This is a genomic window from Streptomyces sp. NPDC038135 (genome assembly GCF_055601245.1).
Genome location: NZ_JBVJXS010000006.1, coordinates 362,535 through 384,458 on the forward strand (window position 1 = coordinate 362,535; position 21,924 = coordinate 384,458).

The 21,924-nt window shown below is 72.2% G+C and carries 24 protein-coding genes and 1 pseudogene; 10 read left to right on the forward strand and 15 right to left on the reverse strand.

The window, feature by feature from the left end:
- Nucleotides 1-30: 30 nt before the first annotated feature.
- The 7 genes from wecB to ACZ7JA_RS19280 form a co-directional block, all read right to left on the reverse strand.
- On the reverse strand, nt 31-1,146 hold the full coding sequence (gene wecB / locus ACZ7JA_RS19250; RefSeq protein WP_351660685.1) for a non-hydrolyzing UDP-N-acetylglucosamine 2-epimerase: 1,116 nt from the start codon (nt 1,144-1,146) through the stop codon (nt 31-33).
- A 3-nt stretch (nt 1,147-1,149) separates the two neighbouring features.
- Complete coding sequence (locus ACZ7JA_RS19255) at nt 1,150-2,409, reverse strand: nucleotide sugar dehydrogenase (protein ID WP_470809358.1); 1,260 nt, start codon at nt 2,407-2,409, stop codon at nt 1,150-1,152.
- On the reverse strand, nt 2,409-3,179 hold the full coding sequence (locus ACZ7JA_RS19260) for a WecB/TagA/CpsF family glycosyltransferase (protein WP_351660691.1): 771 nt from the start codon (nt 3,177-3,179) through the stop codon (nt 2,409-2,411). The genes ACZ7JA_RS19255 and ACZ7JA_RS19260 overlap by 1 nt, the downstream gene beginning before the upstream one ends.
- Nucleotides 3,176-4,348 carry a hypothetical protein gene (locus ACZ7JA_RS19265; protein WP_470809361.1) on the reverse strand — a complete coding sequence of 391 codons (1,173 nt, stop codon included), beginning with the start codon at nt 4,346-4,348 and terminating at the stop codon, nt 3,176-3,178. Before ACZ7JA_RS19265 ends, ACZ7JA_RS19260 begins: the two co-directional genes overlap by 4 nt.
- A 286-nt stretch (nt 4,349-4,634) precedes the next feature.
- The gene (locus tag ACZ7JA_RS19270; RefSeq protein WP_393434781.1) at nt 4,635-5,234 is read right to left on the reverse strand and encodes an acyltransferase; all 600 of its coding nucleotides are present in this window, start codon (nt 5,232-5,234) and stop codon (nt 4,635-4,637) included.
- A gap of 61 nt (nt 5,235-5,295) precedes the next feature.
- The gene (locus ACZ7JA_RS19275; RefSeq protein ID WP_470809363.1) at nt 5,296-6,363 is read right to left on the reverse strand and encodes a glucose-1-phosphate thymidylyltransferase; all 1,068 of its coding nucleotides are present in this window, start codon (nt 6,361-6,363) and stop codon (nt 5,296-5,298) included.
- A 256-nt stretch (nt 6,364-6,619) separates the two neighbouring features.
- Nucleotides 6,620-7,219, reverse strand: a complete 600-nt coding sequence (locus tag ACZ7JA_RS19280; RefSeq protein WP_470809365.1) for an Rv1733c family protein — start codon at nt 7,217-7,219, stop codon at nt 6,620-6,622.
- Nucleotides 7,220-7,495: 276 nt separating this feature from the next.
- Here ACZ7JA_RS19280 and ACZ7JA_RS19285 point away from each other — a divergent pair, with 276 nt between their 5' ends.
- The 3 genes from ACZ7JA_RS19285 (at nt 7,496) to ACZ7JA_RS19295 (ending at nt 9,979) form a co-directional block, all read left to right on the forward strand.
- Nucleotides 7,496-7,957 (forward strand): pyridoxamine 5'-phosphate oxidase family protein, encoded by a 462-nt coding sequence (locus ACZ7JA_RS19285; RefSeq protein ID WP_351660704.1) that lies wholly within the window; start codon nt 7,496-7,498, stop codon nt 7,955-7,957.
- 205 nt (nt 7,958-8,162) lie between these two features.
- Entirely contained in the window at nt 8,163-8,846 is a 684-nt protein-coding gene (locus tag ACZ7JA_RS19290) for a response regulator (protein WP_470809368.1), read from the forward strand.
- Between the two features lie 254 nt (nt 8,847-9,100).
- Nucleotides 9,101-9,979: a universal stress protein gene (locus tag ACZ7JA_RS19295; protein WP_470809370.1), complete on the forward strand. Its 879-nt coding sequence runs from the start codon at nt 9,101-9,103 to the stop codon at nt 9,977-9,979.
- A 115-nt stretch (nt 9,980-10,094) separates the two neighbouring features.
- Here ACZ7JA_RS19295 and ppk2 read toward each other — a convergent pair whose 3' ends face one another.
- A complete protein-coding gene (gene ppk2 / locus ACZ7JA_RS19300; RefSeq protein ID WP_351660712.1) occupies nt 10,095-10,898 on the reverse strand; it encodes a polyphosphate kinase 2 in 804 nt (267 codons plus the stop codon).
- Nucleotides 10,899-11,162: 264 nt separating this feature from the next.
- Here ppk2 and ACZ7JA_RS19305 point away from each other — a divergent pair.
- From ACZ7JA_RS19305 to ACZ7JA_RS19325, 5 genes and pseudogenes are all read left to right on the forward strand, one after another.
- Nucleotides 11,163-12,008: pseudogene (locus ACZ7JA_RS19305) on the forward strand (GNAT family N-acetyltransferase); the annotation flags it as partial.
- A 47-nt stretch (nt 12,009-12,055) separates the two neighbouring features.
- On the forward strand, nt 12,056-12,553 hold the full coding sequence (locus tag ACZ7JA_RS19310) for a flavodoxin domain-containing protein (RefSeq protein WP_470809373.1): 498 nt from the start codon (nt 12,056-12,058) through the stop codon (nt 12,551-12,553).
- A gap of 144 nt (nt 12,554-12,697) precedes the next feature.
- Nucleotides 12,698-13,711, forward strand: a complete 1,014-nt coding sequence (locus tag ACZ7JA_RS19315) for a 2-hydroxyacid dehydrogenase (RefSeq protein WP_470809375.1) — start codon at nt 12,698-12,700, stop codon at nt 13,709-13,711.
- Nucleotides 13,712-13,799: 88 nt separating this feature from the next.
- Nucleotides 13,800-14,807, forward strand: a complete 1,008-nt coding sequence (locus ACZ7JA_RS19320; RefSeq protein ID WP_470809377.1) for an Acg family FMN-binding oxidoreductase — start codon at nt 13,800-13,802, stop codon at nt 14,805-14,807.
- Nucleotides 14,808-15,084: 277 nt separating this feature from the next.
- A complete protein-coding gene (locus ACZ7JA_RS19325) occupies nt 15,085-15,291 on the forward strand; it encodes a cold-shock protein (protein WP_190016681.1) in 207 nt (68 codons plus the stop codon).
- Nucleotides 15,292-15,350: 59 nt separating this feature from the next.
- Here ACZ7JA_RS19325 and ACZ7JA_RS19330 read toward each other — a convergent pair whose 3' ends face one another.
- The gene (locus ACZ7JA_RS19330) at nt 15,351-15,920 is read right to left on the reverse strand and encodes a hypothetical protein (protein WP_351660722.1); all 570 of its coding nucleotides are present in this window, start codon (nt 15,918-15,920) and stop codon (nt 15,351-15,353) included.
- Between the two features lie 263 nt (nt 15,921-16,183).
- Between ACZ7JA_RS19330 and ACZ7JA_RS19335 the strand changes: the two genes are divergently transcribed.
- Together ACZ7JA_RS19335 and ACZ7JA_RS19340 are read left to right on the forward strand one after the other, a co-directional pair.
- Nucleotides 16,184-16,603, forward strand: a complete 420-nt coding sequence (locus tag ACZ7JA_RS19335) for a CBS domain-containing protein (protein ID WP_351660725.1) — start codon at nt 16,184-16,186, stop codon at nt 16,601-16,603.
- 140 nt (nt 16,604-16,743) lie between these two features.
- Nucleotides 16,744-17,472, forward strand: a complete 729-nt coding sequence (locus ACZ7JA_RS19340) for an SDR family oxidoreductase (RefSeq protein ID WP_389297223.1) — start codon at nt 16,744-16,746, stop codon at nt 17,470-17,472.
- A gap of 25 nt (nt 17,473-17,497) precedes the next feature.
- Here ACZ7JA_RS19340 and ACZ7JA_RS19345 read toward each other — a convergent pair whose 3' ends face one another.
- The 6 genes from ACZ7JA_RS19345 to ACZ7JA_RS19370 all read right to left on the reverse strand — a co-directional run bounded on the left by ACZ7JA_RS19345 (nt 17,498) and on the right by ACZ7JA_RS19370 (nt 21,810).
- A complete protein-coding gene (locus ACZ7JA_RS19345; RefSeq protein ID WP_389297225.1) occupies nt 17,498-18,235 on the reverse strand; it encodes a dienelactone hydrolase family protein in 738 nt (245 codons plus the stop codon).
- 248 nt (nt 18,236-18,483) lie between these two features.
- Nucleotides 18,484-18,948: a Clp protease N-terminal domain-containing protein gene (locus tag ACZ7JA_RS19350; protein WP_351660734.1), complete on the reverse strand. Its 465-nt coding sequence runs from the start codon at nt 18,946-18,948 to the stop codon at nt 18,484-18,486.
- 7 nt (nt 18,949-18,955) lie between these two features.
- Nucleotides 18,956-19,096 carry a helix-turn-helix domain-containing protein gene (locus ACZ7JA_RS19355; protein ID WP_370156104.1) on the reverse strand — a complete coding sequence of 47 codons (141 nt, stop codon included), beginning with the start codon at nt 19,094-19,096 and terminating at the stop codon, nt 18,956-18,958.
- 159 nt (nt 19,097-19,255) lie between these two features.
- Complete coding sequence (locus ACZ7JA_RS19360) at nt 19,256-19,675, reverse strand: VOC family protein (RefSeq protein ID WP_470809584.1); 420 nt, start codon at nt 19,673-19,675, stop codon at nt 19,256-19,258.
- 262 nt (nt 19,676-19,937) lie between these two features.
- A complete protein-coding gene (locus tag ACZ7JA_RS19365; protein WP_470809382.1) occupies nt 19,938-21,203 on the reverse strand; it encodes a hypothetical protein in 1,266 nt (421 codons plus the stop codon).
- A 184-nt stretch (nt 21,204-21,387) separates the two neighbouring features.
- On the reverse strand, nt 21,388-21,810 hold the full coding sequence (locus ACZ7JA_RS19370) for a pyridoxamine 5'-phosphate oxidase family protein (RefSeq protein ID WP_450752512.1): 423 nt from the start codon (nt 21,808-21,810) through the stop codon (nt 21,388-21,390).
- Nucleotides 21,811-21,924: the final 114 nt, after the last annotated feature.

Consider the following 21,924-nt stretch of genomic DNA (forward strand, 5'->3'; position numbering starts at 1 on the left):
GACCCCCGATGAGCATATGTTGCAAGCGGATCATTTGGCGGGTGTTTGGTCGGTGGGCCTCGGCCGGCTGCTCGCGGTGCCCCCCTCCAGCAGCACGTCGGCGATGCGGTCGCTCGCCCGGCCGTCCCACAGGTCGGGCCGGCGCGGGGCGGGCGGATCGTCCAGCACCCGGTTCACGGTGGACACGATGCGCGCCGGATCCCGGCCCGCCAGCACGTTGGTGCCCTGCTCCACGGTGACCGGCCGCTCGGTGTTGTCCCGGAGGGTCACGCAGGGCACGCCGAGGGCGGTGGTCTCCTCCTGCACGCCGCCCGAGTCGGTCAGCACGAGGCGGGCCGAGTCCTGCAGCGCGATGAAGTCCAGGTATCCGGCGGGCGGCACCAGCCGGATGCCCCCGGGGACGCCGACGGCGGCCAGCCGTTCGGCGGCGCGCGGGTGCACGGGGAGCAGCAGCGGGCAGCGGCCGGCGATCTCGCCCAGGGCCTTCAGGAGCCCGGCGAGGACCTCCGGGTCGTCCACGTTGGCGGGCCGGTGCAGGGTGACCAGGCCGTACTCGCCCCTGGTCAGGCCGTGCCGGTCCAGGACGTCGGAGGCGCGGGCCCGTTCCAGGTTGGCCAGCAGCGTGTCGATCATGACGTTGCCGACCAGGTGGATCTGGTCGTCCCGGTACCCCTCGGCGCGCAGGTTCCCGGCGGCGTCGGGGGAGGGGGCGAGCAGATAGTCGCTGACCCGATCGGTGGCGACCCGGTTGACCTCCTCCGGCATGCTCCAGTCGCGGCTGCGCAGTCCGGCCTCGACGTGCGCCAGCAGCGGGCCCGCCTTGGCGGTGACCAGGGCGCAGGCCAGGGTGGAGTTGATGTCGCCGACCACCACGACCACGTCCGGGGCCAGTTCGCCGAGCAGCGGCTCGAACGCGGTCATCACGCGCCCGGTCTGCTCGGCGTGGCTCCCGGAGCCGACGCCGAGGAAGTGGTCGGGCGGCCGGATGCCGAGGTCGGTGAAGAACACCTCGTTCATGGCCGGGTCGTAGTGCTGGCCGGTGTGGACCAGGATCACCTCGGCGCCCCGGCGTTCCAGCGCGTCCATCACCGGCTTGATCTTCATGTAGTTCGGTCGCGCACCGGCGACGCAGACGATGCGGGGCATGGTTCAGAGCACCTCGATCGTGGGCCCGGCCGACAGCCGGCGGCGGCAGTCGAGGACGAAGCGGGCGTGCTGGGCGATGAGTTCGTAGTCGAAGCTGTCGTGGTCGGTGAGCAGGACCACCACGTCGGCGGCGGCCAGCTCCTCCGGCACCGGTTCGACCCGCACCAGCCGGGTGTCCACCGGCAGGCTCTCGACCACGTGCGGGTCCGCCGCCTTGACCTGGGCCCCCATGTCGAGCAGCAGCTGCGAGATCCGCAGGGCGGGCGACTCGCGGGCGTCACCGGTGTTCTTCTTGTACGCCAGGCCCAGCAGCAGGATGTTCGAGCCGTTCACGGACCGGCGTCTTTCGTTGAACAGGTCGCTGATGCGCCGTGCCACGTACTCGGGCATGTGGTTGTTGATGTCGTTGGCCAGCTCCACGAAGCGGAAGCTCTGGCCGAGTTCGCGCTGCACCCGCCAGGACAGGTAGGAGGGGTCGATCGGCAGGCAGTGGCCGCCGACACCCGGTCCGGGCGTGAACTTCATGAAGCCGAAGGGCTTGGTGGACGCGGCGTCGATGGCCTGCCAGACGTCGATGTCCAGGTGGTGGGCGAACATCGCGATCTCGTTGACCAGCGCGATGTTGACGTGCCGGAAGGTGTTCTCCAGCAGCTTGGCGAGCTCGGCCTCCTTGGGGGAGCGCACCGGCACGGTGGTGTCGACGAGCTGCCCGTAGAAGTCCCGCACGGCCTCCAGCGAGGCCGCGTCGACGCCGGACACGACCTTCGGGGTCTCCTTGAAACCCCAGACGGTGTTTCCGGGGTCGATCCGCTCCGGGCTGTAGCCGAGGTGGAAGTCGGGGCCGGCGGCCAGGCCCGAGCCGTCCTCCAGGATCGGGGCGAACAGCTCCTCGGTGGTGCCGGGGTAGGTGGTCGACTCGAGGACGACGGTGGCGCCGGGGCGCAGATAGCGGGCGAGGGTGACCGCCGACTCCCTGATGTACCGCAGGTCGGGCGTGCCCTCGTGCAGCGGCGTCGGCACGGTCACCACGGCGACGTCGAAGCCGCCGCAGTCCCGGGCCGCGTCGCTGGGGCGGTAGCTGCCGTTGTCCAGTGCGGCGCGGATCCGCTCCGAGGAGACGTCCTCGACGAAGGACTCACCGGCGGCGAGGCTCTTGATCCGCCGGGCGTCCACGTCGTAGCCGATCACCTCGTGACCGACCTCGGCGGCCCGGACGGCCAGTGGCAGGCCGACGTATCCCTGTCCGACCACGACGACGCGCATCAGTGACTCCTGTTCGCGGAGGCGGGCGACGGGGTGAGCCGGATGAACTCGCGCACCGTCATGAGGACGAAGGCCGCATTGGTGGTCAGGTAGCGCCGGCCCAGCCGGCGCGGCTCCTGCAGCGCCCGGTAGAGCCATTCGACGCCCCACCGCTGCCAGATCACCGGGGCCCGTCTGGTGACGCCGGCCAGGATGTCGAAGGAGCCGCCGACCCCGTGCACCACGCGGGCGCCGGTGCGCTCGCCGTAGGCGGCGGTGAAGATCTCCTTCTTGGGCGAGGTCATGCCGAGGAACAGCATCTGTGCGCCGCTGCGCGCGATGGCGTCCGCGACGGCCTCCTGCTCGGAGTCGTCGAAGTAGCCGTTGCGGCTGCCGGCCACGGTCAGGCCGGGGAAGCGCTCGGCCACCTCGCCCAGCATCCGCTCCAGCACCTCCTGCCGGGCGCCGAGGAAGTACACGGACATGCCCGCCGACTCCGCCTCGGCCAGCAGCCGCAGGAACAGGTCGATGCCGGCCACCCGTTCCGGCAGCGGGGCGCGCAGCAGCCGGCCGGCCCAGACCACGGCCTGTCCGTCGGCGAGGACGAGATCGCAGCCGGACACGGCCGCGGCGAGCCGCTTGTCCCGCCGCATGTTCACCAGCTTCGCGGCGTTGACCACGCCGATCTCGAGCTGCCGGTCCTCCCGGACCGCGGCGAGGCAGCGCCCCACCGTCTCGTCCATGGTCAGGGGGTCCAGCTCGACCCCGAAAAGGGACTGACGCCCGCTCATACGCGGCCTCCCTGCCAGGCGTGGAGCATCCAGCCGAACTCGTACGGCCGGCATTCGCGGTCCACCGAGACGGGGCGGTACACCCGGTCCAGGGGCTTCAGCCGGAGATGCGGGACGACCCGGGTGCCCAGGCCCCGGGCGGCGCGCACGGCCTTCTTCGGGTCGCCGCGGAAGACCTTGCGCCAGGTGACGCCGAGCTCGTCGAGGATCAACGGCTCCTGCTTCCCGGGGGCCCCGGCGAGTTCGGGCACGTCCGTCATCCAGCGCAGGCCCCTGCGGACCGACGCGGCGAAGTCCGTGCCGCCGGCGTCGGCGAGGTCGAACAGGGCGGTCGGCGCCATCGCGTGCTGGTGGACGCTGTAGACCGGGTAGCCCTCCACGACGCCGCCGGTGCGCGCGTCGTAGTGCCACCACCACTGCCCGCCGTCGCCCTGCAGCTCGCAGATGCGCGCGGCGCAGGCCTCGGCCGCGGCCAGGGCCTCCGGGTCGCCGCCCCCGTGACCGCAGGCGTGCGCTCGGGCCAGGGCCTGGAGCGGGTATGTCTGGTCGGCGAAGCAGCTCACATGGGCCCGGTACCAGGGCACCAGGCCGGGGCCGGTGGCGTGCGGGAACAGCCGGCCGTTCCCGATCCGGGCCCGCAGCAGGCGGTCGCGGGCCGCGGTGAGGCGCCCCTCCACGTCGACCGTGCCGTGCGCCGCCGCGAGGGCGGACAGCACCCACGCCGCCTCGACGGTGTACTGCGGCCGGCCCTCCTCGTCCAGGGCGTTCATCCGGTCGAGGGCGTCGGACAGCTTGGGATGGCCGGTGTCGGCCGCGGCCCAGGCGATGAGCGCCGCGTCGCCGAGGTTGGTCACCGACGGCAGGGACTCGATCAGCAGACCCGTGAACTCCTGGGCGCTGCGCCCGCCGAGCACCGCGCGCTGGCGGTCCTCGGGCAGGAACCGGGCCCCCAGCGCGGTGATGGCCGCGTACCGGGTGCTGGTCCCGCGCCGTTCCAGCGTCCAGGAGCCGTCGGGCGAGCGGTGCCCGGCCATGGTGAAGGCGAAGGCCTCCTTGCCGGGAAGCAGCATCGACGGAAGCCCCGACTCGGCCACCGTCAGCAGTCGTTGGGCGAGCGTGAGCAGTGCTGGCTCCTCACGGCCGAGCGCCGCCAGACGTGTGATGGTCATCGTTCGGACACACCAACCCCCCTGTGGGTCCTGTTTTCGCGCAGACTTGAGATCGCCGCGGCGCGAACGGCCGGGCGTGTGAGGTGATGCGGATGTCAGGCGCCGGAGCGGCTGCCGCTCCTCGCTTCAGGCACAGATGTCCCCCACTTCGAAACCCCCCCGGGCCATGCCGAATCGTGTGCTCCCTGTGCTGGGTCTGCACACTTCGCACACATGTTATGCCTGCACATGTTCGACGAACGGTGTTTTGGGCAAATCGGGACCCGTACTTCGGAAGTCCAACTGATCAGCCGCGCGGGAGGAGTTCGCCGTCCTTCTCGTCGTACCGCTCGCCGGTCTCGGGGCACTCCCAGCAGCCTGGCTCGTCCTCCCGCTCCACCAGCCGGACGCCGGCCCGGCCGACCCAGCCGATCCGGCGCGCGGGCACGCCCGCGACCAGCGCGAAGTCCGGCACGTCCCGGGCCACCACGGCGCCCGCCGCGACCAGGGCCCAGCGGCCGACGCGCACCGGCGCCACGCACACCGAACGGGCCCCGAGCGACGCCCCCTCGCCCACCACCACGGCCACGGCCTCCCAGTCGCCGCCGCGCTTCAGCCGCCCCTGTGGGTCCACGGAGCGGGGGTAGTGGTCGTTGGTGAGCACCGCGGCCGGGCCGACGAACACCCCGTCGCCGAGCACCGCGGGCTCGTAGACCAGGGCGTAGTTCTGGAGCTTCACGCGGTCGCCGATCCGCACTCCGGGGCCGACGTAGGCCCCCCGGCCCACGATGCACCCGCTGCCCAGCCGGGCGTCCTCCCGTACCTGGGCGAGATCCCAGACCGTCGTGCCGTCGCCGATGGCGGCCGTCTCGTCGACCTGGGCGGTGGGCTGGATCCTGGTGTTCACCGGGTCGGTCTCCTCTTGTCGTCGGTGCGGCCGGCTCGGCCGGGCACCGGGATGCCGGTCGTCATGACGAGATCTGCACCTTGCTGTGGTCGCCGAGGACCAACCGGTGGGCGGCGGGCTTGCGGGGGGAGGGGGTCACCTCGACGTTGCGCCCGATGAGCGAGGCCTCCACCCGCCGGACGCCGCTCACCGAGGAGTCGCGCAGCACGATGGAGTACTCGATCTCGCTGTCCTCGATGCGGCAGTCGCCGGCGATCGAGGTGAAGGGGCCGATGTAGGAGTCGGTGATCACGGTGTCGGGGCCGATGGCCACCGGGCCCACGATCCGGCTGCCCGTCACCTTCGCCCCCGGCTCGATCCGCACCCGCCCGATGATCTCGCTGTCGTCGTCGACGGTGCCGTCGATCCGGCGCTCCGTCGTCTCCAGCACCGAGCGGTTGACCTCGAGCATGTCGGTGACGTTCCCGGTGTCCTTCCAGTACCCGGAGATCGTCGTGGAGCGCACGTCGCGTCCGGCGTCGATGAGCCACTGGATGGCGTGCGTGATCTCCAGCTCGCCGCGCCAGGAGGGCTCGATGGCGCGCACGGCCTCGTGGATCGCCGGGGTGAACAGGTACACGCCCACCAGGGCCAGTTCGCTCTTGGGGTGCTCCGGTTTCTCCTCCAGGCCGACCACCCGTCCCGCGGCGTCGAGTTCGGCCACGCCGAACGCGGTCGGGTCCGGCACCCGCGTCAGCAGGATCTGCGCCTGCGGCCGCTCGGCGCGGAACGCGTCCACGAGGTCCGTGATGCCGCCGACGACGAAGTTGTCGCCGAGGTACATCACGAAGTCGTCGTCGCCCAGGAACTCACGGGCGATCAGCACCGCGTGGGCCAGGCCCAGCGGCGCCTCCTGCGGTATGTAGGTGACGGTGAGCCCGAACGTGGAACCGTCGCCGACCGCCTCCCGGATCTCCTCGGCCGTGTCCCCGACGATGATCCCGACCTCGGTGATGCCGGCCCCGGCGATCGCCTCCAGACCGTAGAACAGCACCGGTTTGTTCGCGACGGGTACGAGCTGCTTCGCCGAGGTATGGGTTATGGGGCGCAAACGGGTACCCGAGCCACCAGACAACAAAAGTGCCTTCATGCATATCAGCCTACTTACAGCGGACTTGCTGACGGAGGGATTCCGGGTAGGGAAGATCCCGTCTTCACACACCGTCATGCCGCGGGGGCCGCACGGCCGCGGAGCGGACGCGCGGGCGAGCAGGCGAGCAGGCGAGCAGGCGATGAAGCCGCCGGTCGGCGGCCCCGCTCAGTCGGCCGGCCGGTCCCGCTCAGCCGGCGGGCCGGTTCCGGTCAGCAGGCCGGGCGGTTGCGCTCAGACAGCGGGCCGGTCCCGGTCAGCCGGTCTTGTGGCCCCACCGCGGACCGAGCAGGGCCCACTCCCGGTCCCATTCCTCGATGCGCCGCCGGTCGAGCCACCACCGTCCGGCGCACCGGACGCCGAACGCCGCGCCGGTCAGGGCGAGCGCGGCCGAGACGCCCAGCAGCGCCGACTCGGCGCTCGCCTCACCGGACGTCAGCGGCGCGCTGCTCGGCCTGCCCCACGCGTCGAGCCAGATCTCCGCGGTGGAACCGGCCCTAAGCCCGCCGGGCACCAGCGTGCTGTCGCTGTGCCGGGTGCCGTCCGGGGCCGTCCAGCGGACCCGAGCCGAGGTCAGGTCGCCGCCGGTGCCCGCGACCGCCGTGCGCGGGGCGTCGGTGAGCAGCACGGCCCGCACCTGGGTCCGCTCGGTCCGCTGCCGGTCGAAGGACTGGCCGGCGGCCCGGGCGGTCACCAGGCCCACGAGCGTGCCGCCCACCACGACGAGCGCCCACACGGCGAGCAGGAACCACGCCTCGAGCACGTCGGTGCGGCGCCGCAGCGGATTGCGCCGCCACCGCCACAGCGGCCCCCTCGTACGCCCCCGCCCGCCGCTACTGAGGCCGCCCTCACGCATCCGTCCCCACCTTCCGCTCGTCACCCTCCGAAGGTCGCAGCCCGGGCGGCGCCGTGACATGGGCCGGCCAGGCGCGGTGGGCGGGCCGACCGGGGCACTCCCGGGCGGGGCCGATGGGCCGACCGGCCCTCCCGCTGCGCCGTGCACCCACGGGCCGTTCTCCGGGGCGCGAGGGACCGGTGGTCCCTGACGCCGCGGCCGGGATCCGTCCCAGCATGGAGCGTGCTCCGGTCCACCGGGCCACACCGGTCCACCAGGCGAAAGACGGGCTGTCCGATGTACCCGAACGATGGTTTCCGCGAACTCGGCCGTCACGAGTGCATGCGCCTGCTGGCCACGGCGCCCGTCGGACGGATCGTGCACACGCGCCAGGCCCTGCCCGCGGTCGTGCCGGTGAACTTCCGCCTCGACGAGGACGGCGCGGTGCTGCTGCGCACCTCGGCGGCCTCGGAGATGGCCCGCGCGGTCGACGGCTCGGTCGTGGCCTTCGAGGCGGACGCGGTCGACGCGGACAAGCAGTCCGGGTGGAGTGTCGTCGTCACCGGTCGGGCCGGTGTCGTCACGGACCCGGCCGAGGTGGAGCGCCTGGACCGGATCGGCCCGCGCTCCTGGGCGCCCTCGCCCGAGGAGATCTTCGTGCGCATCGAGCCCGAGCTGGTCACCGGCCGGGAGCTGGTCGCCGGCCGCACGATGTACGGCGTGCACCTGCCCGCCCGACCCGTGGCACGGGAGCCGTGAGGCTCCGCTCCGGCGCGCGGCGTCCGCCTCTCGCGGGTACCCGGCGCGGACGGAGGCCGCGCCGGGCGGTGACCACCGTCGCACCGCGTGGCGCACACCAGGGCCGTTCGGCCCTGGCCGTCCGGACCGGGCGGGGCAAGGATCCGTAGGGAGGCGGCCGGCGGTTCACGGGCGGCCGCGGAGCGCACGGAACGAGGAGCGGTCAATGGCGGACGGCGAGCAGGCCAACCCGGTCCGGGTCTTCCTGCTGGACGACCACGAGGTGGTACGGCGCGGTGTGCGCGACCTGCTGAACGACGAGCCGGACATCGAGGTGATCGGCGAGGCCGGCACTGTGGAACAGGCGCTGGTGCGCGTCCCCGCGCTGCGCCCGCACGTCGCGGTGCTGGACGTCCGGCTGTCCGACGGCGACGGGGTGAGCGTGTGCCGGGAGCTGCGCTCGCGCATGCCCGAGCTGGCCTGCCTGATGCTGACCTCGTTCGACGACGAGGAGGCGCTGCTCGACTCGATCATGGCGGGCGCGTCCGGTTACGTCCTCAAGCAGATCCGGGGCTCGGACCTGGTGTCCGCCGTACGCACCGTCGCCCGCGGCCAGTCCCTGCTCGACCCGAGCGCCACCACCCGGCTGATGGCCCGGCTGCGGGGCGGCCCGCAGCAGCCGGAGGAACCCGACGAACTGCCCGGCCTGACCGACCGCGAACGGGAGATCCTGGCCCTCATCGGCGAAGGCCTGACGAACCGTCAGATCGGGCAGCGGCTCTACCTCGCCGAGAAGACGGTGAAGAACCACATCTCCCGGCTGCTCGCCAAACTCGGCGTGGAACGCCGCATCCAGGCCGCCGTCATCGCCACCCAGGTCCAGGACCGACGGGGGCGGGGCGCGCGGTGACCGATCAACGTCCCTACAGGGCAGTGGCGTTCGGCCCGCGAAGCAAGACCCTCGGGGGAGCGGTTCGCCGTCGACCAAGGTCACGCGCGGCTGTGCGCTGACCTCCCGAGCCGGGACGGCGCCCTCACGGGACCGCCCCGGCGACCGCCCGGCACCCGCACGAAAGCCCCCGCAGGACCAGGGGCCCCCGCGCCGCACAACCCCCTGAAGACGACGCCGCCACGGCGTCCCCCGATCCACGAGAGGTGGAGAACATGTCCCGCACCATCACCGTAGGCGTCGACGGTTCGACCGAGAGCCGGGCCGCCGCCCAGTGGGCCGCCCGGGAGGCGCGACTGCGCGGCCTGCCGGTGAAGCTGGTCCAGGTCTGGCAGCCGGTGCCGGAGCCCATGGCCGAGGCTCCGCTGCTGGGCGCCGACACCCACCAGCACTGGACCGAGCGGATCCTCCGGGAGGCCGCCGACGGTCTGCGGTCGGCCCACCCCGGCCTGGAGGTGAGCACGGAGCAGCTCACCGGGCAGCCGGCCGAGCTCCTGGCCGCGGCGGCAGGGGAGGCCGAACTGCTCGTGCTCGGCTCGCGCGGCCTCGGCGGTCTCGGCGGCTTCCTGGTCGGCTCGGTCGGGCAGTCCGTCGTGGCGCACAGCGAGCGTCCCGTGGTCCTCGTCCGCTCCGGCGAGTACGGCGCCGGCGCCGCGGGCGACCCGGCCGGCCCCGTCGTGCTGGGACTGGACCTCAAGGCGCCGGACGCGGCCCCGATCGAGTTCGCGTTCGAGGCCGCCGAGCGCGGCTCGGTGCCGCTGCGGGTGGTGCACGCCTGGAACCCGCCGTCGTACTACTACGCCTACGGCATGGCCATGGACCCCGAGGTCACCACCACGGTGGCGCACAGCCACGCCGCCGCCCTGGACGAGGCCCTGCGGCCCTGGCGGCGGAAGCACCCCGGCGTCGAGGTCGTCCCGGAGTCCCGCTGGATCAGCCCCGCGCTGCTGCTGGTCGAGGCCTCCCGCGACGCCTCCCTCGTCGTGGTCGGCCGGCGCGTGCGCCGCTCCCCGGTCGGCGCCCACATCGGCACCGTCGCCCACGCCGTCCTGCACCACGCCGCCGCGCCCGTGGCGGTCGTGGCGCACGACTGACGCACCGCATCGCGCGCCGGCCGCCGCCGCACCCCGGGGAGGGTGCGGCGGCGGCCGCCGTGCCGGCGCCGGTGGGCGGCCGCCGTGCGGGCCCCGGCGCCCGGTGGGCGGCCGTTCAGAGACCGGCGGCGTGATCGGGCACGTAGGTCTGCAGATCGCGCGGCGGACGCTCGTAGCCGGTCGACGGCGGCCTCGGCGGCAGCCGCAGCACCTGCGGCGGCACCTCGTGGTACGGGACGGAGTCGAGCAGGTGGGCGATCATGTTGAGCCGCGCCCGCCGCTTGTCGTCGCTCTCCACGACGAACCACGGCGCCTCGGTGATGTCGGTGTGGACCAGCATCTCGTCCTTGGCCCGGGAGTAGGCCTCCCAGCGCGTGATCGACTCCAGGTCCATCGGGGACAGCTTCCACTGCCGCAGCGGATCCTCCAGCCGGCGCCGGAAGCGCTCCTGCTGCTCGGTGTCGCTCACCGAGAACCAGTACTTGCGCAGCAGGATCCCGTCCTCCACCAGCATCCGCTCGAAGATCGGGCACTGGCGCAGGAAGAGCTGATGCTCCTCCTTGGTGCAGAAGCCCATCACGTGCTCGACCCCGGCCCGGTTGTACCAGGACCGGTCGAACAGCACGATCTCCCCGGCGGCCGGCAGATGCTCCACGTACCGCTGGAAGTACCACTGCGTGCGCTCGCGCTCGGTCGGTTTCGGCAGCGCCGCGATCCGGGCCACCCGGGGGTTGAGATGCTCGGCGACCCGCTTGATGGTGCCGCCCTTGCCCGCCGCGTCCCGGCCCTCGAAGACCACGACCAGCCGGGCCCCCTCGGCCCGCACCCACTCCTGCAGCTTCACCAACTCGGTCTGCAGGCGCAGCAGTTCCCGCTCGTACTCCTCGCGCGGCAGCTTCGCCGCCTTCTTACCGGCCATGCCGCCTCCACCACCGCCCGCCGGCCCGCGCGGTCGCTCGCGCCGGAGCCGGACACCAGGACGCCACCGTACTTTCCGCCGCAGACCGTCCGCCACCGCTCGCCCCGGCCCGCTCGCCCCGCGCCCCGGCTCGGCCGCCCGGTCACCGGCCGCCCGCCCGGCGGACCGGGACGTACGGCCCCGTGTCATGCCCGGACAGCCCATGGGAGCGACGCCCCGAACGCCGGATGCTCGAAGCGTCGAGACCCCTGGAGGAGATCCGCGATGTCGGACGACGTGCTCAACCGCCCCCCGGTCCACGCGTTGCTCGCGGACGGCACCACCGTGCGCATCCGCCCCGTGGCCCCGGCCGACCACGACGGCCTGCGGCGGTTCTACGAGAAGATGTCCCCGGAGAACCTGCGGCTGCGGTTCTTCTCCGTCAGCCGCAGGTCCGGCGCCCTCGCCGCCGACCGGGCCTGCGCCCCGGCCCGCCCCGGCCACCGGGCCCTGCCGGCCCGGACCGAGGACCGGGTGCTCGGCCTCGCGGAGTACGACACGGCGGGGGAGAAGGACACGGCCGAGATCTCGATCGCCGTCGGCGACACGGCGCACCACCTCGGCGTGGGCACCCTGCTCGTGGAGCACCTGGTCTCGGCGGCCCGCGCCGACGGCGTCACCGCCTTCACCGCCGACGCGCTCAGCGAGAACCGGGAGGTGCTCCGGCTCTTCTCCGACCTCGGTCTGCGCGTCACCCGCCACTTCGAGGGGCCGGAGGTCCGCTGCACCATCCGGCTCGACCAGGACGACACGTACCTGTCGGCCGTGGAGGCCAGGGGCAGGGCCGCCGACGTCGCCAGCCTCGTGCCGCTGCTGCGCCCCGACGCGGTCGCCGTCGTCGGCGCCGGACGCACCCCCGGCTCCGTGGGCCGCGCCGTCCTGCACCATCTGAAGGCCGGCGGCTACACCCGGCGCCTGTTCGCGGTGAACCCGGGCGTCGACCACATCCTCGGCGTGCCCTCCTACCCCGCCGTCGCCGACCTGCCGCTCACCCCCGACCTGGTGGTCGTCGCCGTCCCCGCGGCGGCGGTCCCGGCCGTCGCCGAGGAGTGCGGCAAGGCCGGACCACGGTGCGGCCGGCGGCCGGGCGCACCGGCAGCGAGAGGAGGTGGACCGCCATGACCGGCAGGGTTCTGGTGGCCTACGGCTCGACGAACGGATCGACGGCACGGATCGCCGAGACCGTCGCCGGGGTGCTGCGCGAGGCGGGACTCGCGGCCGAGGCGCGGCCCGCCGGGTCGGTGCCGGGCGTCGTCCCGTACGACGCCGTGGTGGTCGGCGGCGCGCTGTACGCCGGGCGCTGGCAGAAGGACGCGCGCCGGTTCGTGCGCCGTCACCGCCGGGACCTGGCCGGGCGCCCGGTGTGGTTCTTCAGCAGCGGGCCGCTCGACCCCTCCGCCTCGGCACGCGACATCCCGCCCGAGGCCGGGGTGCGGCGTGCCATGGACCGGGTCGACGCCAGGGAGCACATCACGTTCGGCGGCTGCCTGGAGGAGGGCGCCAAGGGCTGGATCGCCCGGATGATCCTGCGCGAGGGCAGGGGCGGCGACTTCCGGGACTTCTCCGCGATCGAGGCGTGGGCGGCCGAGGTCGCGGCCGAGCTGACGGCCCGCTGACCGTCGACGGGCCACCGCGGGAGGCATGGTGACGCGGCGTCCGGGGACGATGGGCCCCGCCGGCGGGTCCGGAGGGCCCTCTCATCCGGGGCGGTCCCGGCCTACGGTGGAAAGGTGATCGCCGGAAGCGACCGAGGAGAACACGTGGAGATCGTTGCGTATGGCGTCCTCGCGGACGAGGAACCGCTGCTGCGGGAGGCGTTCGACAGCGCGTTCGCCGGCCGGCACGAACTGCGCTGCCTGCGGCTGTTCCTGGACCGGGACACGACGCCGACCGCCGCCGGGCACGAGATCGTGCTCAGCGGCGTCAACGACACCCTGGACGCCGAGGTGCTGCGCTCCCTCGCCGCGGGCGGCACCCGGATGATCGCCCAGCGCTCCACCGGGTACAACAACATCGACCTGACCGCCGCGCGGGAACTCGGACTGACCGTGGCCCGGGTCTCCTACTACTCGCCGTACGCGGTCGCCGAGTTCGCCTGGGCCCTGGCCCTGGCGGTCGACCGCCGGATCGTCCGGGCCGCCCGCCGCACCCGGGACTTCGACTTCCGGCTCGACGGACTCATGGGCCGCGACCTGCGCGGCCGCACGGCCGGGGTGGTGGGCACCGGCAAGATCGGCGCCGCCTTCGCCCGGATCGCCCACGGATTCGGCATGCGGCTGCTGGGCTGGGACGCCGTCGAGAACCCCGACTGCCTGGACCTCGGCATGGAGTACGTCTCGCGCGAGCGGCTGTTCACCGAGGCGGACCTGGTCAGCCTGCACGTCCCGCTGCTGCCCGACACGCACCACCTCGTCGACGCCAAGGCCCTGGCGCTGATGAAGGACGACGCCGTCCTGGTCAACTCCAGCCGCGGCGGCCTCGTGGACACCGACGCGCTGCTGGAGGCGCTGCGCGCGGGCCGGCTGAGCGGCGTCGGCCTCGACGTGTACGAGGAGGAGGCCGGCGTGTTCTTCCTGGACAAGTCGCTGGAGGTGATGACCGACGAACGCCTCGCCAGGCTGATGACCTTCGGCAACGTCCTGGTCACCTCCCACGAGGCCTACTTCACCAGGGACGCCGTCGGGCAGATCGCCCGCACCACCGTGACCAACATCGAGGACTACGTCGCCGGCCGCTCCGGCGAGAACGTGCTGGTCCGTCCCGGCACGGCCTGAGACACCCGGCGCCGCGGAGCCCGCGGCGCCGGCCGGCCGGATACTGGAGACGGGAAGCCGAGGCGGCCCGATCCGCGAGGAGGGCGTGATGGACACGCAGCGACTCGACGCGAGGACCGCGGCCGCACTGGTCGCGCAGGCCGTGGTCGCCCCGTCCATGCACAACGCGCAGCCATGGCGCTTCCGCCTGCGGGAGGACGAGGGCGTGCTCGAAGTCCGTCCCGACCTCGACCGGGCCATGCCCCGCTCGGACCCCGGCAACCGGGCGCTGTACATCGGCTGCGGCGCCGCCCTGTTCAACCTGCGCGTCGCCGCCGCGCACGCCGGGCTCGCCCCGGAGGTACGGCTGCTGCCGGACCCCGCCGAACCGCTGCTTCTCGCCGTCGTCCGGCCGGCCCCGGCGGCGGCCCGTGCCGTCCCGGACGCGGACGACCTCGCGCGGCTGCACCCGGCGATCCGCCGCCGGCACACCAGCCGGCACCCCTTCGACCAGAAGGACATCCCCGAGGACGCCCGGGCGGCCCTGCAGGCCGCGGCCGCCCGCGAGGGCGCCGAGCTGCTGTTCCCCGGCCCCTGGCACGTGGAGACCGTGCTCGACCTGGTCCACGACGCGGAGAGCCGGGACGCCCTGCATCCCGAGGGCATGGAGGACCTGCGGCACTGGACCCGGCTGGGACCCGAGGCGGACGCCGCCACCGACGGCGTGCCCGAGTACGCGTTCGGGCCCCGGATGCGGGACGGCCGCGCCCCGCTGCGGGACTTCGCCGGACGCCGGCCGGTGGCCGACCGCGGCGCCACCGCCTTCGAGCACAACCCGCACCTCGCCCTGCTGAGCACGCCCGGCGACGCCCCCGCCGACTGGCTGCGCGCCGGCCAGGCACTGGAACGCGTCCTGCTGGAGGCCACCCTCGCGGGCCTCGCCACCTCCCTGACCTCCCACGCGCTGGAGAACCCGGACCTGCGGCTGCTGGTCCGCGACCCGGTCGCCGGCCGGGGCCACGTCCAGATGGTGCTGCGACTGGGCTACGGCCCCTTCGGCCCGGCCACCCCCCGACGCCCCGTGCGAGACGTGCTGGACATCGCCCCGACGGCCTGACCACGACCGGACCCGCTTCCGAGACAGATCAGCCTTGACCCCTGTGCCGCCCGCCGGCCGAGGAACGCGCCGCGTACATGCGGGATGCCTGCGACGGCACCGCCCCCGAGTGTCCGCTGCTGTCTGGCGCGGGCCGGACACGCCATGTAACGTCGCTGTGGTTGGTCCGCCGTTCCTGCCCGTACCGCCAGGTGCGGGCATTTTGCTGTGCGGCGTGACCAGGAACATCGCTTAGGGTCCGCATGGCGTGGACCCGGTTCGACCGAGAGGCAAAAGCATGGCCAGCGGGACCGTGAAGTGGTTCAACGCCGAGAAGGGCTTTGGTTTCATTCAGCAGGACGGCGGGGGGCCGGACGTCTTCGCGCACTACTCCAACATCAACTCCTCCGGCTTCCGTGAGCTGCAGGAAGGTCAGTCCGTGACCTTCGACGTCACGCAGGGCCAGAAGGGTCCGCAGGCGGAGAACATCACGGTCGTCGCCTGAGTCGACGCCTTGTGCGTGTGGCCTCCGGAGCCCTCTCCGGAGGCCACGACTGCCACAGGTCAGTGCATGAGCGGCACCACGGAGCGGGCGTGACCCCACAGGCCGTGCAGTTGCTCGAGGGGCCGCTGCTGTTCACCGTGAAGCGCGTTGAGGACCACCAGGCATCCGGTGAGGGCAGGCACCGCCCACTGCACGCAGGCGAGCTGCCGCTGCGCCTGCTCGGTGTCGATGGGGTGTTCTGCCGCCTTCTGAGCGTCCTGAGGGTCGGGGGAGGAGGCGAGGTCGATCTTCTTGCCCAGGATGCGGGCGTAGGCGGTGGCGGCCAGCGCCGCGGCGGTGACGACCGTCTTGGCCGTGGTGGAAGCACCCACGCCTTTCTGCTTGACGACCCTGTGGGCGTTGACGGCGAGCAGGCCGCCGCCCCCGTACAGGTGGGCGCCGATCGCGGCGGCGCTGACCGGCATCCACTTTTCCCAGCCTGCCGAGGCGATGCGCGCCTGGGCGGTCCACGTGGCGCCTTCCTGTCGTGCCGCGCCGTTGAGTCCGACCGCGCCCATGAGGGAGCCGCCGAACCACGCCGCCAGTCCCAGATCGTGCAGGCTGCGGATGACGGTATTGCGTCCGGACATGACCGTGCTCCTTCGGAGGGAGGCGAGCCGACGGAGAAGTCGGATCCCACCCACCCTCGCCCGGCCACGACCGGGTCGCTATCGATGGTGACCCAGACGGACTGAGAGGTCACGAACCGACCGGTGCCGGTGTGCTGCTCCGGTGAGCGGCGAATTCGGGCATCGGAATCCGAGCCCGCCATCGGGTGCGGTGGGGCCGTGCGTCGGGTACTCGGTCGGCCCAGCCCAGTGGGCACCAGTTCCCAACCCCCAAAGGAGGCGTCATGACGCAGCATGTGCGGGACATCATGACCAGCCGGCTGGTGACGGTGGAGCCGCAGGCGTCGGTGACGGCGGTGGCGCAGCGGATGCGCGACGAAGACATCGGGATCGTACTGGTCACCGAGGGCGACGATCTGCGAGGCCTGGTCAGCGACCGCGATCTCGTGATCCGTGCGATCGCGGAAGGCGGCGACCCGGGCGAGAAGACGGTGGCCTCCGCCTGCAGCGACGATCTCGTCACCATCAGCCCGGACGAGGACCTCGACCGTGCGGTCGTGCTCATGCGTGAGCACTCCGTCCGCCGCCTTCCGGTGGTCGAGGAGGGCCACGCCGTGGGCATCGTGTCCATCGGCGACCTGGCGATAGAACGCGATGAACACTCGGCACTCGGCGACATCAGCGCCGCCAAGCCCAATCAGTAGGACCCCCGGACCTCGTGAGGAACGCCGCGGTCGTCGGCGGCGTTCCTCACGCGTGACGTCAGAGCCCGGTCCAGCCGTGGTGCATCCACATAACGATCTGTATGTCATATTGCGCACGTGAATCTCACGAAAGGCGCACCATGAAGATCGCGGTCATCGGCGGCACCGGACTGATCGGGTCGCAGGTGGTGAAGAACCTCACCGCCGCCGGGCACGAAGCAGTACCGCACTCGAAGTCCACGGGGGTGGACATCATCAGCGGCAGGGGACTGGACGAGGCGGTGGCGGGAGCGGACGTCGTCGTCAACCTGACGAACTCCCCGACCTTCGACGAGACCTCCCTCGCCTTCTTCCGGACCTCGATGGACAACCTTCTGGCCGCGTCCCACAGGGGCGGTGTCGGCCACTTCGTCGTTCTCTCGATCGTCGGCGTGGACAAGGTGCCGGAGCTGGCCTACTACCGGGCCAAAGTGCTCCAGGAGAAGGTCCTCGAGGCCGGGCCGATCCCCTACTCGATCGTCCGAGCCACGCAGTTCATGGATTTCATGGACGCGGTTCTGTCGTGGACCGCCGACGCCGACACCGTCCGGCTGCCGGCCACACCCGTCCAGCCCATCGCATCCAAGGACGTGGCCGCCGCGGTGGCCGAGGTCGCCACCGGCGCCGCCCTGAACGGCATCCGCGACATCGCCGGCCCCGAGGTCTTCACCCTGGACGAGGTGGGCCGGATCACCCTGGCCCACAAGGGTGACAACCGCACCGTTGTCACCGACCCCACCGCCGGCATGTTCGCCCTCGTCAAGGGTGACGTCCTCACCGACAGGAACGCCCACCTGGCCCCCACCCGCTACGCGGACTGGCTCTCCTGACAGCCCCGGAGCATGTTCGCCTGCGTCATGCCCCCGGGTCCTCCGGCACGGGCAGGCACTCGGCGAGCAGGTCGACGACGTCGCGCCAGGCCCGCTCGGCGTGCAGCGGGTGGTAGCCGACACCGGGGACCACGGGATGGTCGACCGGCGGGTGGTGGAAGGCGTGCAAGGCGCCGCCATAGACCGCGAGGCGCCAGTCGACGCCCGCGGCCTGCATCTCAGCGGTGAACGCGTTTCGCTGCGCGGGCGGCATGATCGGGTCTTCCGATCCGACCCCGGCCCAGACCGGGCAGCGGATGCGCGCCGCCTCGCCCGGTCGGCCCGTGGTGGTTGCGTTGACCGTCCCGATCGCGCGCAGGTCGACCCCGTCCCGCCCGAGTTCCAGCGCGATGGCGCCCCCGGTGCCGTAGCCGATGGCGGCGATCCGGTCGGGGTCGGTCCGGGGCTCGGCGCGCAACTCGTCGAGTGCCGCGTGGCCGATGCGCCGCATCCGGTCGGGATCGGCGAGCAGTGGCGTGCAACGGGCCAGCATCTCCTCGGGGTCACCCAAATAGCGCCCGCCGTGAAGGTCGAAGGCGAGGGCCACGTATCCCAGCTCGGCGAGAGCATCGGCCCGGCGGCGCTCGACGTCGCTGAGTCCCATGCCCTCCGGTCCGACCAGCACCGCGGGCCGGCGGCCGACACCGGCCGGGAGGGCGAGGTGCCCGATCATCGTCAGACCGTCGGCCGGGTACTCGACCGTACGCGTCGCAGTCGTCGTCATGAGAGTGGACTGTAGTGATCGTCGAGCCCGGTCCGGCCGGTGTTCTGCCGCTGGCAGAGGCGTAGGGGTCCCGCTGGATCACGGGACCGGCCCGCCGCCAGGAGCTGTTTCAGGAGGCCGCAGCGATGCCGTTACCGATGGCGATGACCAGCCAGCCCGTCGTCAGCTCCCAGCGGTGGAACTTCCGGTCTCCGCGGCGGATTTGTGGCCGACCAGCGGCCGCGGCCTTGGCCGGGAGGCGCCGCGCCTCAGGTACCCGTCCGCCCGACGCGTTCTCGGACGAGGGCGCGGTCGATGTCGAGCTGGGCCATGAGCTCTGCCACCGGATCCGGCTGCTCGGAGTCGATCAGGGCCAGCAGGAGGTGCTCCGGTGCGATGCGCCGACTGCCGGCCTTCCTCGTCTCGACCAGGGCGCGAGGGAGAACGGCACGGGCGTTGGAGGTGAAGGGGGTGCGCTTGCGTGATGCTGGGATCGGCGGCCGCTCGATTCCCTGGACGTCGATGCCGACCACGGCCAGCGCGGCCCGGTCGAGGGCGTCGAGAGCGGCCCGCGCGGCGTCCAGGTCCGCCCCGAAGGCCCGGGCGGCCCCGGGCTCATGGAGCACTCCGAGGAGGAGGTGCTCGGTACCGATGCGCCGATCGCCCCGCAGCGTCGCTTCCTCCAGCGCCGAAGCGACGGCCGCACGGGCACTTGCCGCGAACTGTTCGAACATCTTCGTCTCACTTCCCGTACTTGGCGTGCACGGACTGCCGGGAGACGCCGAGGGCGTCGCCGATCTGTTCCCAGGACCACCCCTGCTCTCTGGCTCGTGCGACCGCTGCCGCTTCGACCTGCTCGGCCAGCCGGTGCAAGGCGCCCACGGCGCGCAGTCCTACGGAGGGGTCATGCGACCTGAGGCGCTCTGAGAGATCTCCCGCTTCCATGTCTGTCAGTCTGGATTGACATCCCTCACCTGTCAACCCAGACTGACATCCAGTAGCCGCCGACTGCCAACGGACCACCGTGCGGACGGCGTCCACTCACCCCGCGGTCGTCAGGCGGCGCCGAAGCTCCTCCTGCGAGACGTCTTCCACGTGGGTCAGAAACACCCATATGTGACCGGAAGGGTCCTTGAGGATGACGGTGCGGTCACCGTGGAACATGTCCTTCGGCGGCTGGAGGATCTCGGCGCCGGCGGCTTTCGCGCGCTCCGCCAGGCTGTCGACGTCCGGCACGAAGACGTGCAGCGTGACGGACGTGCCTCCGCCGAGCGAGGTCGGCGCGGCGAAGGAGGCGGCCTCCGCCTCGTCCACGCCGGCGTCGCCCAGCATCAGGGCCGACCGTCCGACCGTGATCTCGGCGTGCAGGATCCCGCCGCCCGGAGCGTCGATCCTGAAGTCCTCACGGGCGCCGAACGCCCGCTGATAGAAGTCGATCGCCGCGGCGGCGTCGTCGACCATGATGTGCGGGACGACGGCATAGCGGTAGCGGTCAGGGATCTCGATGTGGTCTGCGGTCACGGGAAACCTCCTTGGAAAAGGCGCCGCTGGTCGTTTCCTGCGGCCCAAGAAGGAACCTAGAAGCTCAAGTTTGGTTGAGGTCAAGCGTCGTGTGGCCTCATCCGTTACGCATGGCGTACTCGCCCTGACGCCTGACGCACATCCATTTTCGGGCAGTTGAGGTGATGCCACGCTTCCACGGCACCGCGTCGGCCGGGGCGTCCTAGAAGAGTTGGCCGGCTACGTGGTGCCAGTCACTCACGGCTTGGGTGAGTCGAGTCGATGCGCCGGCGGCCTCGGTGATCGCCGCGAGAGCGGCTCTGGCCCGGCTGAGGCGTCGGGGCTCGTCCGGTGCCGCCGCCGCGTCGGCGACATCGGCGACGTGATCGAGGAGTTGGGCGCGCACGTCCTCGGTGAGCTGCCGATCCTGTTGGACGGCCTCGGCCAGTGCGCGGACGGCAGTCGCGATACCCGTGTCGCCTCGGTCAGCGATGGCCTTGGCGCTCATGCCGATGTCGGAGACGACGTGAGCCACCGTGACGTTGCTGTTGTTCACTTCGCCGATGGCGCCGACATTGCCGTACACGGTGATCGGGTCGCGTCGCGGGCCTTGCCCGGACGCCTCGGCGTAGTTCGGCATGAGGTCCAGCACCTCCGCGAGATAGTTGATCCCGATGGCAGCGTAGCTCGCGAAGAGCCGCTGATGGATCGCCTGGCTCCTGGGGCTGTCGCGTTCATCATGGCCCTCGCGCATGCGTCGAGTCAGAAACTCGAACCCATGGGTGGCGGCGTCGTACCGCTGCCAGACCTCATGTGTGAGGAATGCCTTCAGCGCGTTCGAGAAGCGCTCGCCCAACGTCAGGGACCGGTCCGAGCCCGGCCCCCCACCTTTGAGGACCGCCCGATACTGGCTCAGCCCCTCGTCGATGAGCGCAGCGAGGTTTTCGGCAACCGTCTCGGCGACTACCGCATCGTGGAGGCGGGCGAACGTAGGGGGATGCTTCTCGGGGAGCAGTGGCGGGCGGGGGATGGACCGCACCAACGTGTCCGCCACAGTGATGAGACCGCGGTGAAGATCCTCCAGGAGAGCTCTCAGATCACTGACCGAGGCATCATGAGCGAGCCAGAAGTCGGGCTTGTGATGCATATGCTTACGGGCCGGTTCAAGCATTGCTTCGAAGCCGCCGGGGTCGAACCTGTTCGGATCCTCAAGCGGATAGAATCCGGCATACGCGAAGTGCATGCGTGCCATCCAGGAGTCGTACCCACCGCGTTCGTACCAGTCTCCGATGAGTTCGGTGATCAGCCTCCTGGCCTTGTTCTGCTCCGCGGGTCCCCGCAGCCCCTTCCGGTCCAGGAACGGGAGCACGGCGGTGGCGTGGGTGCGGGCCTGTCTCGCGATGTCCCGGCCGAGTTCCGGGACCGTCTCGCTGATCGTCCTGCGTGCGGCGTCCGGGTCGGGTAAGTCGGTGCGACGAGGAAACGGCATGAGCTCATGATGCCCGGTTCGGCAGGGGCCTTGGGCCGCATCGGATGCTGTTGGGGAATCGACCGGTTGATGAGCAAGATCAGTGAGCGCGGGTACGGCATCGGGCCGGCGCCGGCGCCGGCGACGACGTCCACCTGTGCGGCTCGCTCCCCTTCCGGCGGAGTGTTGCCGGGTCCGCCCCGCGTCAGCGGGCGCCGGCGGTGCCCGTCAGTTGCCGGCCGGTGACCAGTTCCGCCTCGATGCGGACGAAGACGCCGTCGTGCGTGACCACCCAGGAACGCGGACCATGGCGCGACAGCCGTTCGTGCTCGGCGGGCCCGGTCACCACCGACGCGCGACCCGTGACGACCACGCTCCACCCGGAGCGGGCCACGGCGTCGAAGTCGTCGGCCTCGAAGGCCACCACGACCCCGTCGATCGCCCGGACGAGGTCCGAGCCCGCCGAGGTGCGCAGCACCACGGCGGAGTCCGTGTCGACGGAGAAGTTGACCGGCAGCGCCGTCGGCAGCGCCCGGCGGGTGTACACGACCCGGCCGACCGGCACCCCGGCCAGCAGGCGCAAGCACTCCTGGCGGTCGAGCACGCGGAAGCCGTCGGTGGGGAACATCCGTCCATGGTCTCTCCCGGGGGCCGGGCTCCGTTAGGGCCGGACGGCCCTTCACGGCGTGCCCCGGGGGCCCGTGCGGCCCGGGGCCGGCCTCCCAGCGGGCGGGCGGAGGCC

What these genes read in the sequence shown, in the direction of transcription:
- ppk2 (WP_351660712.1), bottom strand. Translation starts at nt 10,898, where the DNA reads ATGGCCGGTAAGAAGGCGGCGAAGCTGCCGCGCGAGGAGTACGAGCGG.
- ACZ7JA_RS19295 (WP_470809370.1), top strand. Translation starts at nt 9,101, where the DNA reads ATGTCCCGCACCATCACCGTAGGCGTCGACGGTTCGACCGAGAGCCGG.
- ACZ7JA_RS19345 (WP_389297225.1), bottom strand. Translation starts at nt 18,235, where the DNA reads ATGACGACGACTGCGACGCGTACGGTCGAGTACCCGGCCGACGGTCTG.
- ACZ7JA_RS19285 (WP_351660704.1), top strand. Translation starts at nt 7,496, where the DNA reads ATGTACCCGAACGATGGTTTCCGCGAACTCGGCCGTCACGAGTGCATG.
- ACZ7JA_RS19290 (WP_470809368.1), top strand. Translation starts at nt 8,163, where the DNA reads ATGGCGGACGGCGAGCAGGCCAACCCGGTCCGGGTCTTCCTGCTGGAC.
- ACZ7JA_RS19325 (WP_190016681.1), top strand. Translation starts at nt 15,085, where the DNA reads ATGGCCAGCGGGACCGTGAAGTGGTTCAACGCCGAGAAGGGCTTTGGT.
- ACZ7JA_RS19350 (WP_351660734.1), bottom strand. Translation starts at nt 18,948, where the DNA reads ATGTTCGAACAGTTCGCGGCAAGTGCCCGTGCGGCCGTCGCTTCGGCG.
- ACZ7JA_RS19335 (WP_351660725.1), top strand. Translation starts at nt 16,184, where the DNA reads ATGACGCAGCATGTGCGGGACATCATGACCAGCCGGCTGGTGACGGTG.
- ACZ7JA_RS19280 (WP_470809365.1), bottom strand. Translation starts at nt 7,219, where the DNA reads ATGCGTGAGGGCGGCCTCAGTAGCGGCGGGCGGGGGCGTACGAGGGGG.
- ACZ7JA_RS19340 (WP_389297223.1), top strand. Translation starts at nt 16,744, where the DNA reads ATGAAGATCGCGGTCATCGGCGGCACCGGACTGATCGGGTCGCAGGTG.
- ACZ7JA_RS19275 (WP_470809363.1), bottom strand. Translation starts at nt 6,363, where the DNA reads ATGAAGGCACTTTTGTTGTCTGGTGGCTCGGGTACCCGTTTGCGCCCC.
- ACZ7JA_RS19265 (WP_470809361.1), bottom strand. Translation starts at nt 4,348, where the DNA reads ATGACCATCACACGTCTGGCGGCGCTCGGCCGTGAGGAGCCAGCACTG.
- ACZ7JA_RS19365 (WP_470809382.1), bottom strand. Translation starts at nt 21,203, where the DNA reads ATGCCGTTTCCTCGTCGCACCGACTTACCCGACCCGGACGCCGCACGC.
- ACZ7JA_RS19370 (WP_450752512.1), bottom strand. Translation starts at nt 21,810, where the DNA reads ATGTTCCCCACCGACGGCTTCCGCGTGCTCGACCGCCAGGAGTGCTTG.
- ACZ7JA_RS19360 (WP_470809584.1), bottom strand. Translation starts at nt 19,675, where the DNA reads ATGGTCGACGACGCCGCCGCGGCGATCGACTTCTATCAGCGGGCGTTC.
- ACZ7JA_RS19260 (WP_351660691.1), bottom strand. Translation starts at nt 3,179, where the DNA reads ATGAGCGGGCGTCAGTCCCTTTTCGGGGTCGAGCTGGACCCCCTGACC.
- ACZ7JA_RS19320 (WP_470809377.1), top strand. Translation starts at nt 13,800, where the DNA reads ATGGACACGCAGCGACTCGACGCGAGGACCGCGGCCGCACTGGTCGCG.
- ACZ7JA_RS19310 (WP_470809373.1), top strand. Translation starts at nt 12,056, where the DNA reads ATGACCGGCAGGGTTCTGGTGGCCTACGGCTCGACGAACGGATCGACG.
- wecB (WP_351660685.1), bottom strand. Translation starts at nt 1,146, where the DNA reads ATGCCCCGCATCGTCTGCGTCGCCGGTGCGCGACCGAACTACATGAAG.
- ACZ7JA_RS19330 (WP_351660722.1), bottom strand. Translation starts at nt 15,920, where the DNA reads ATGTCCGGACGCAATACCGTCATCCGCAGCCTGCACGATCTGGGACTG.
- ACZ7JA_RS19255 (WP_470809358.1), bottom strand. Translation starts at nt 2,409, where the DNA reads ATGCGCGTCGTCGTGGTCGGACAGGGATACGTCGGCCTGCCACTGGCC.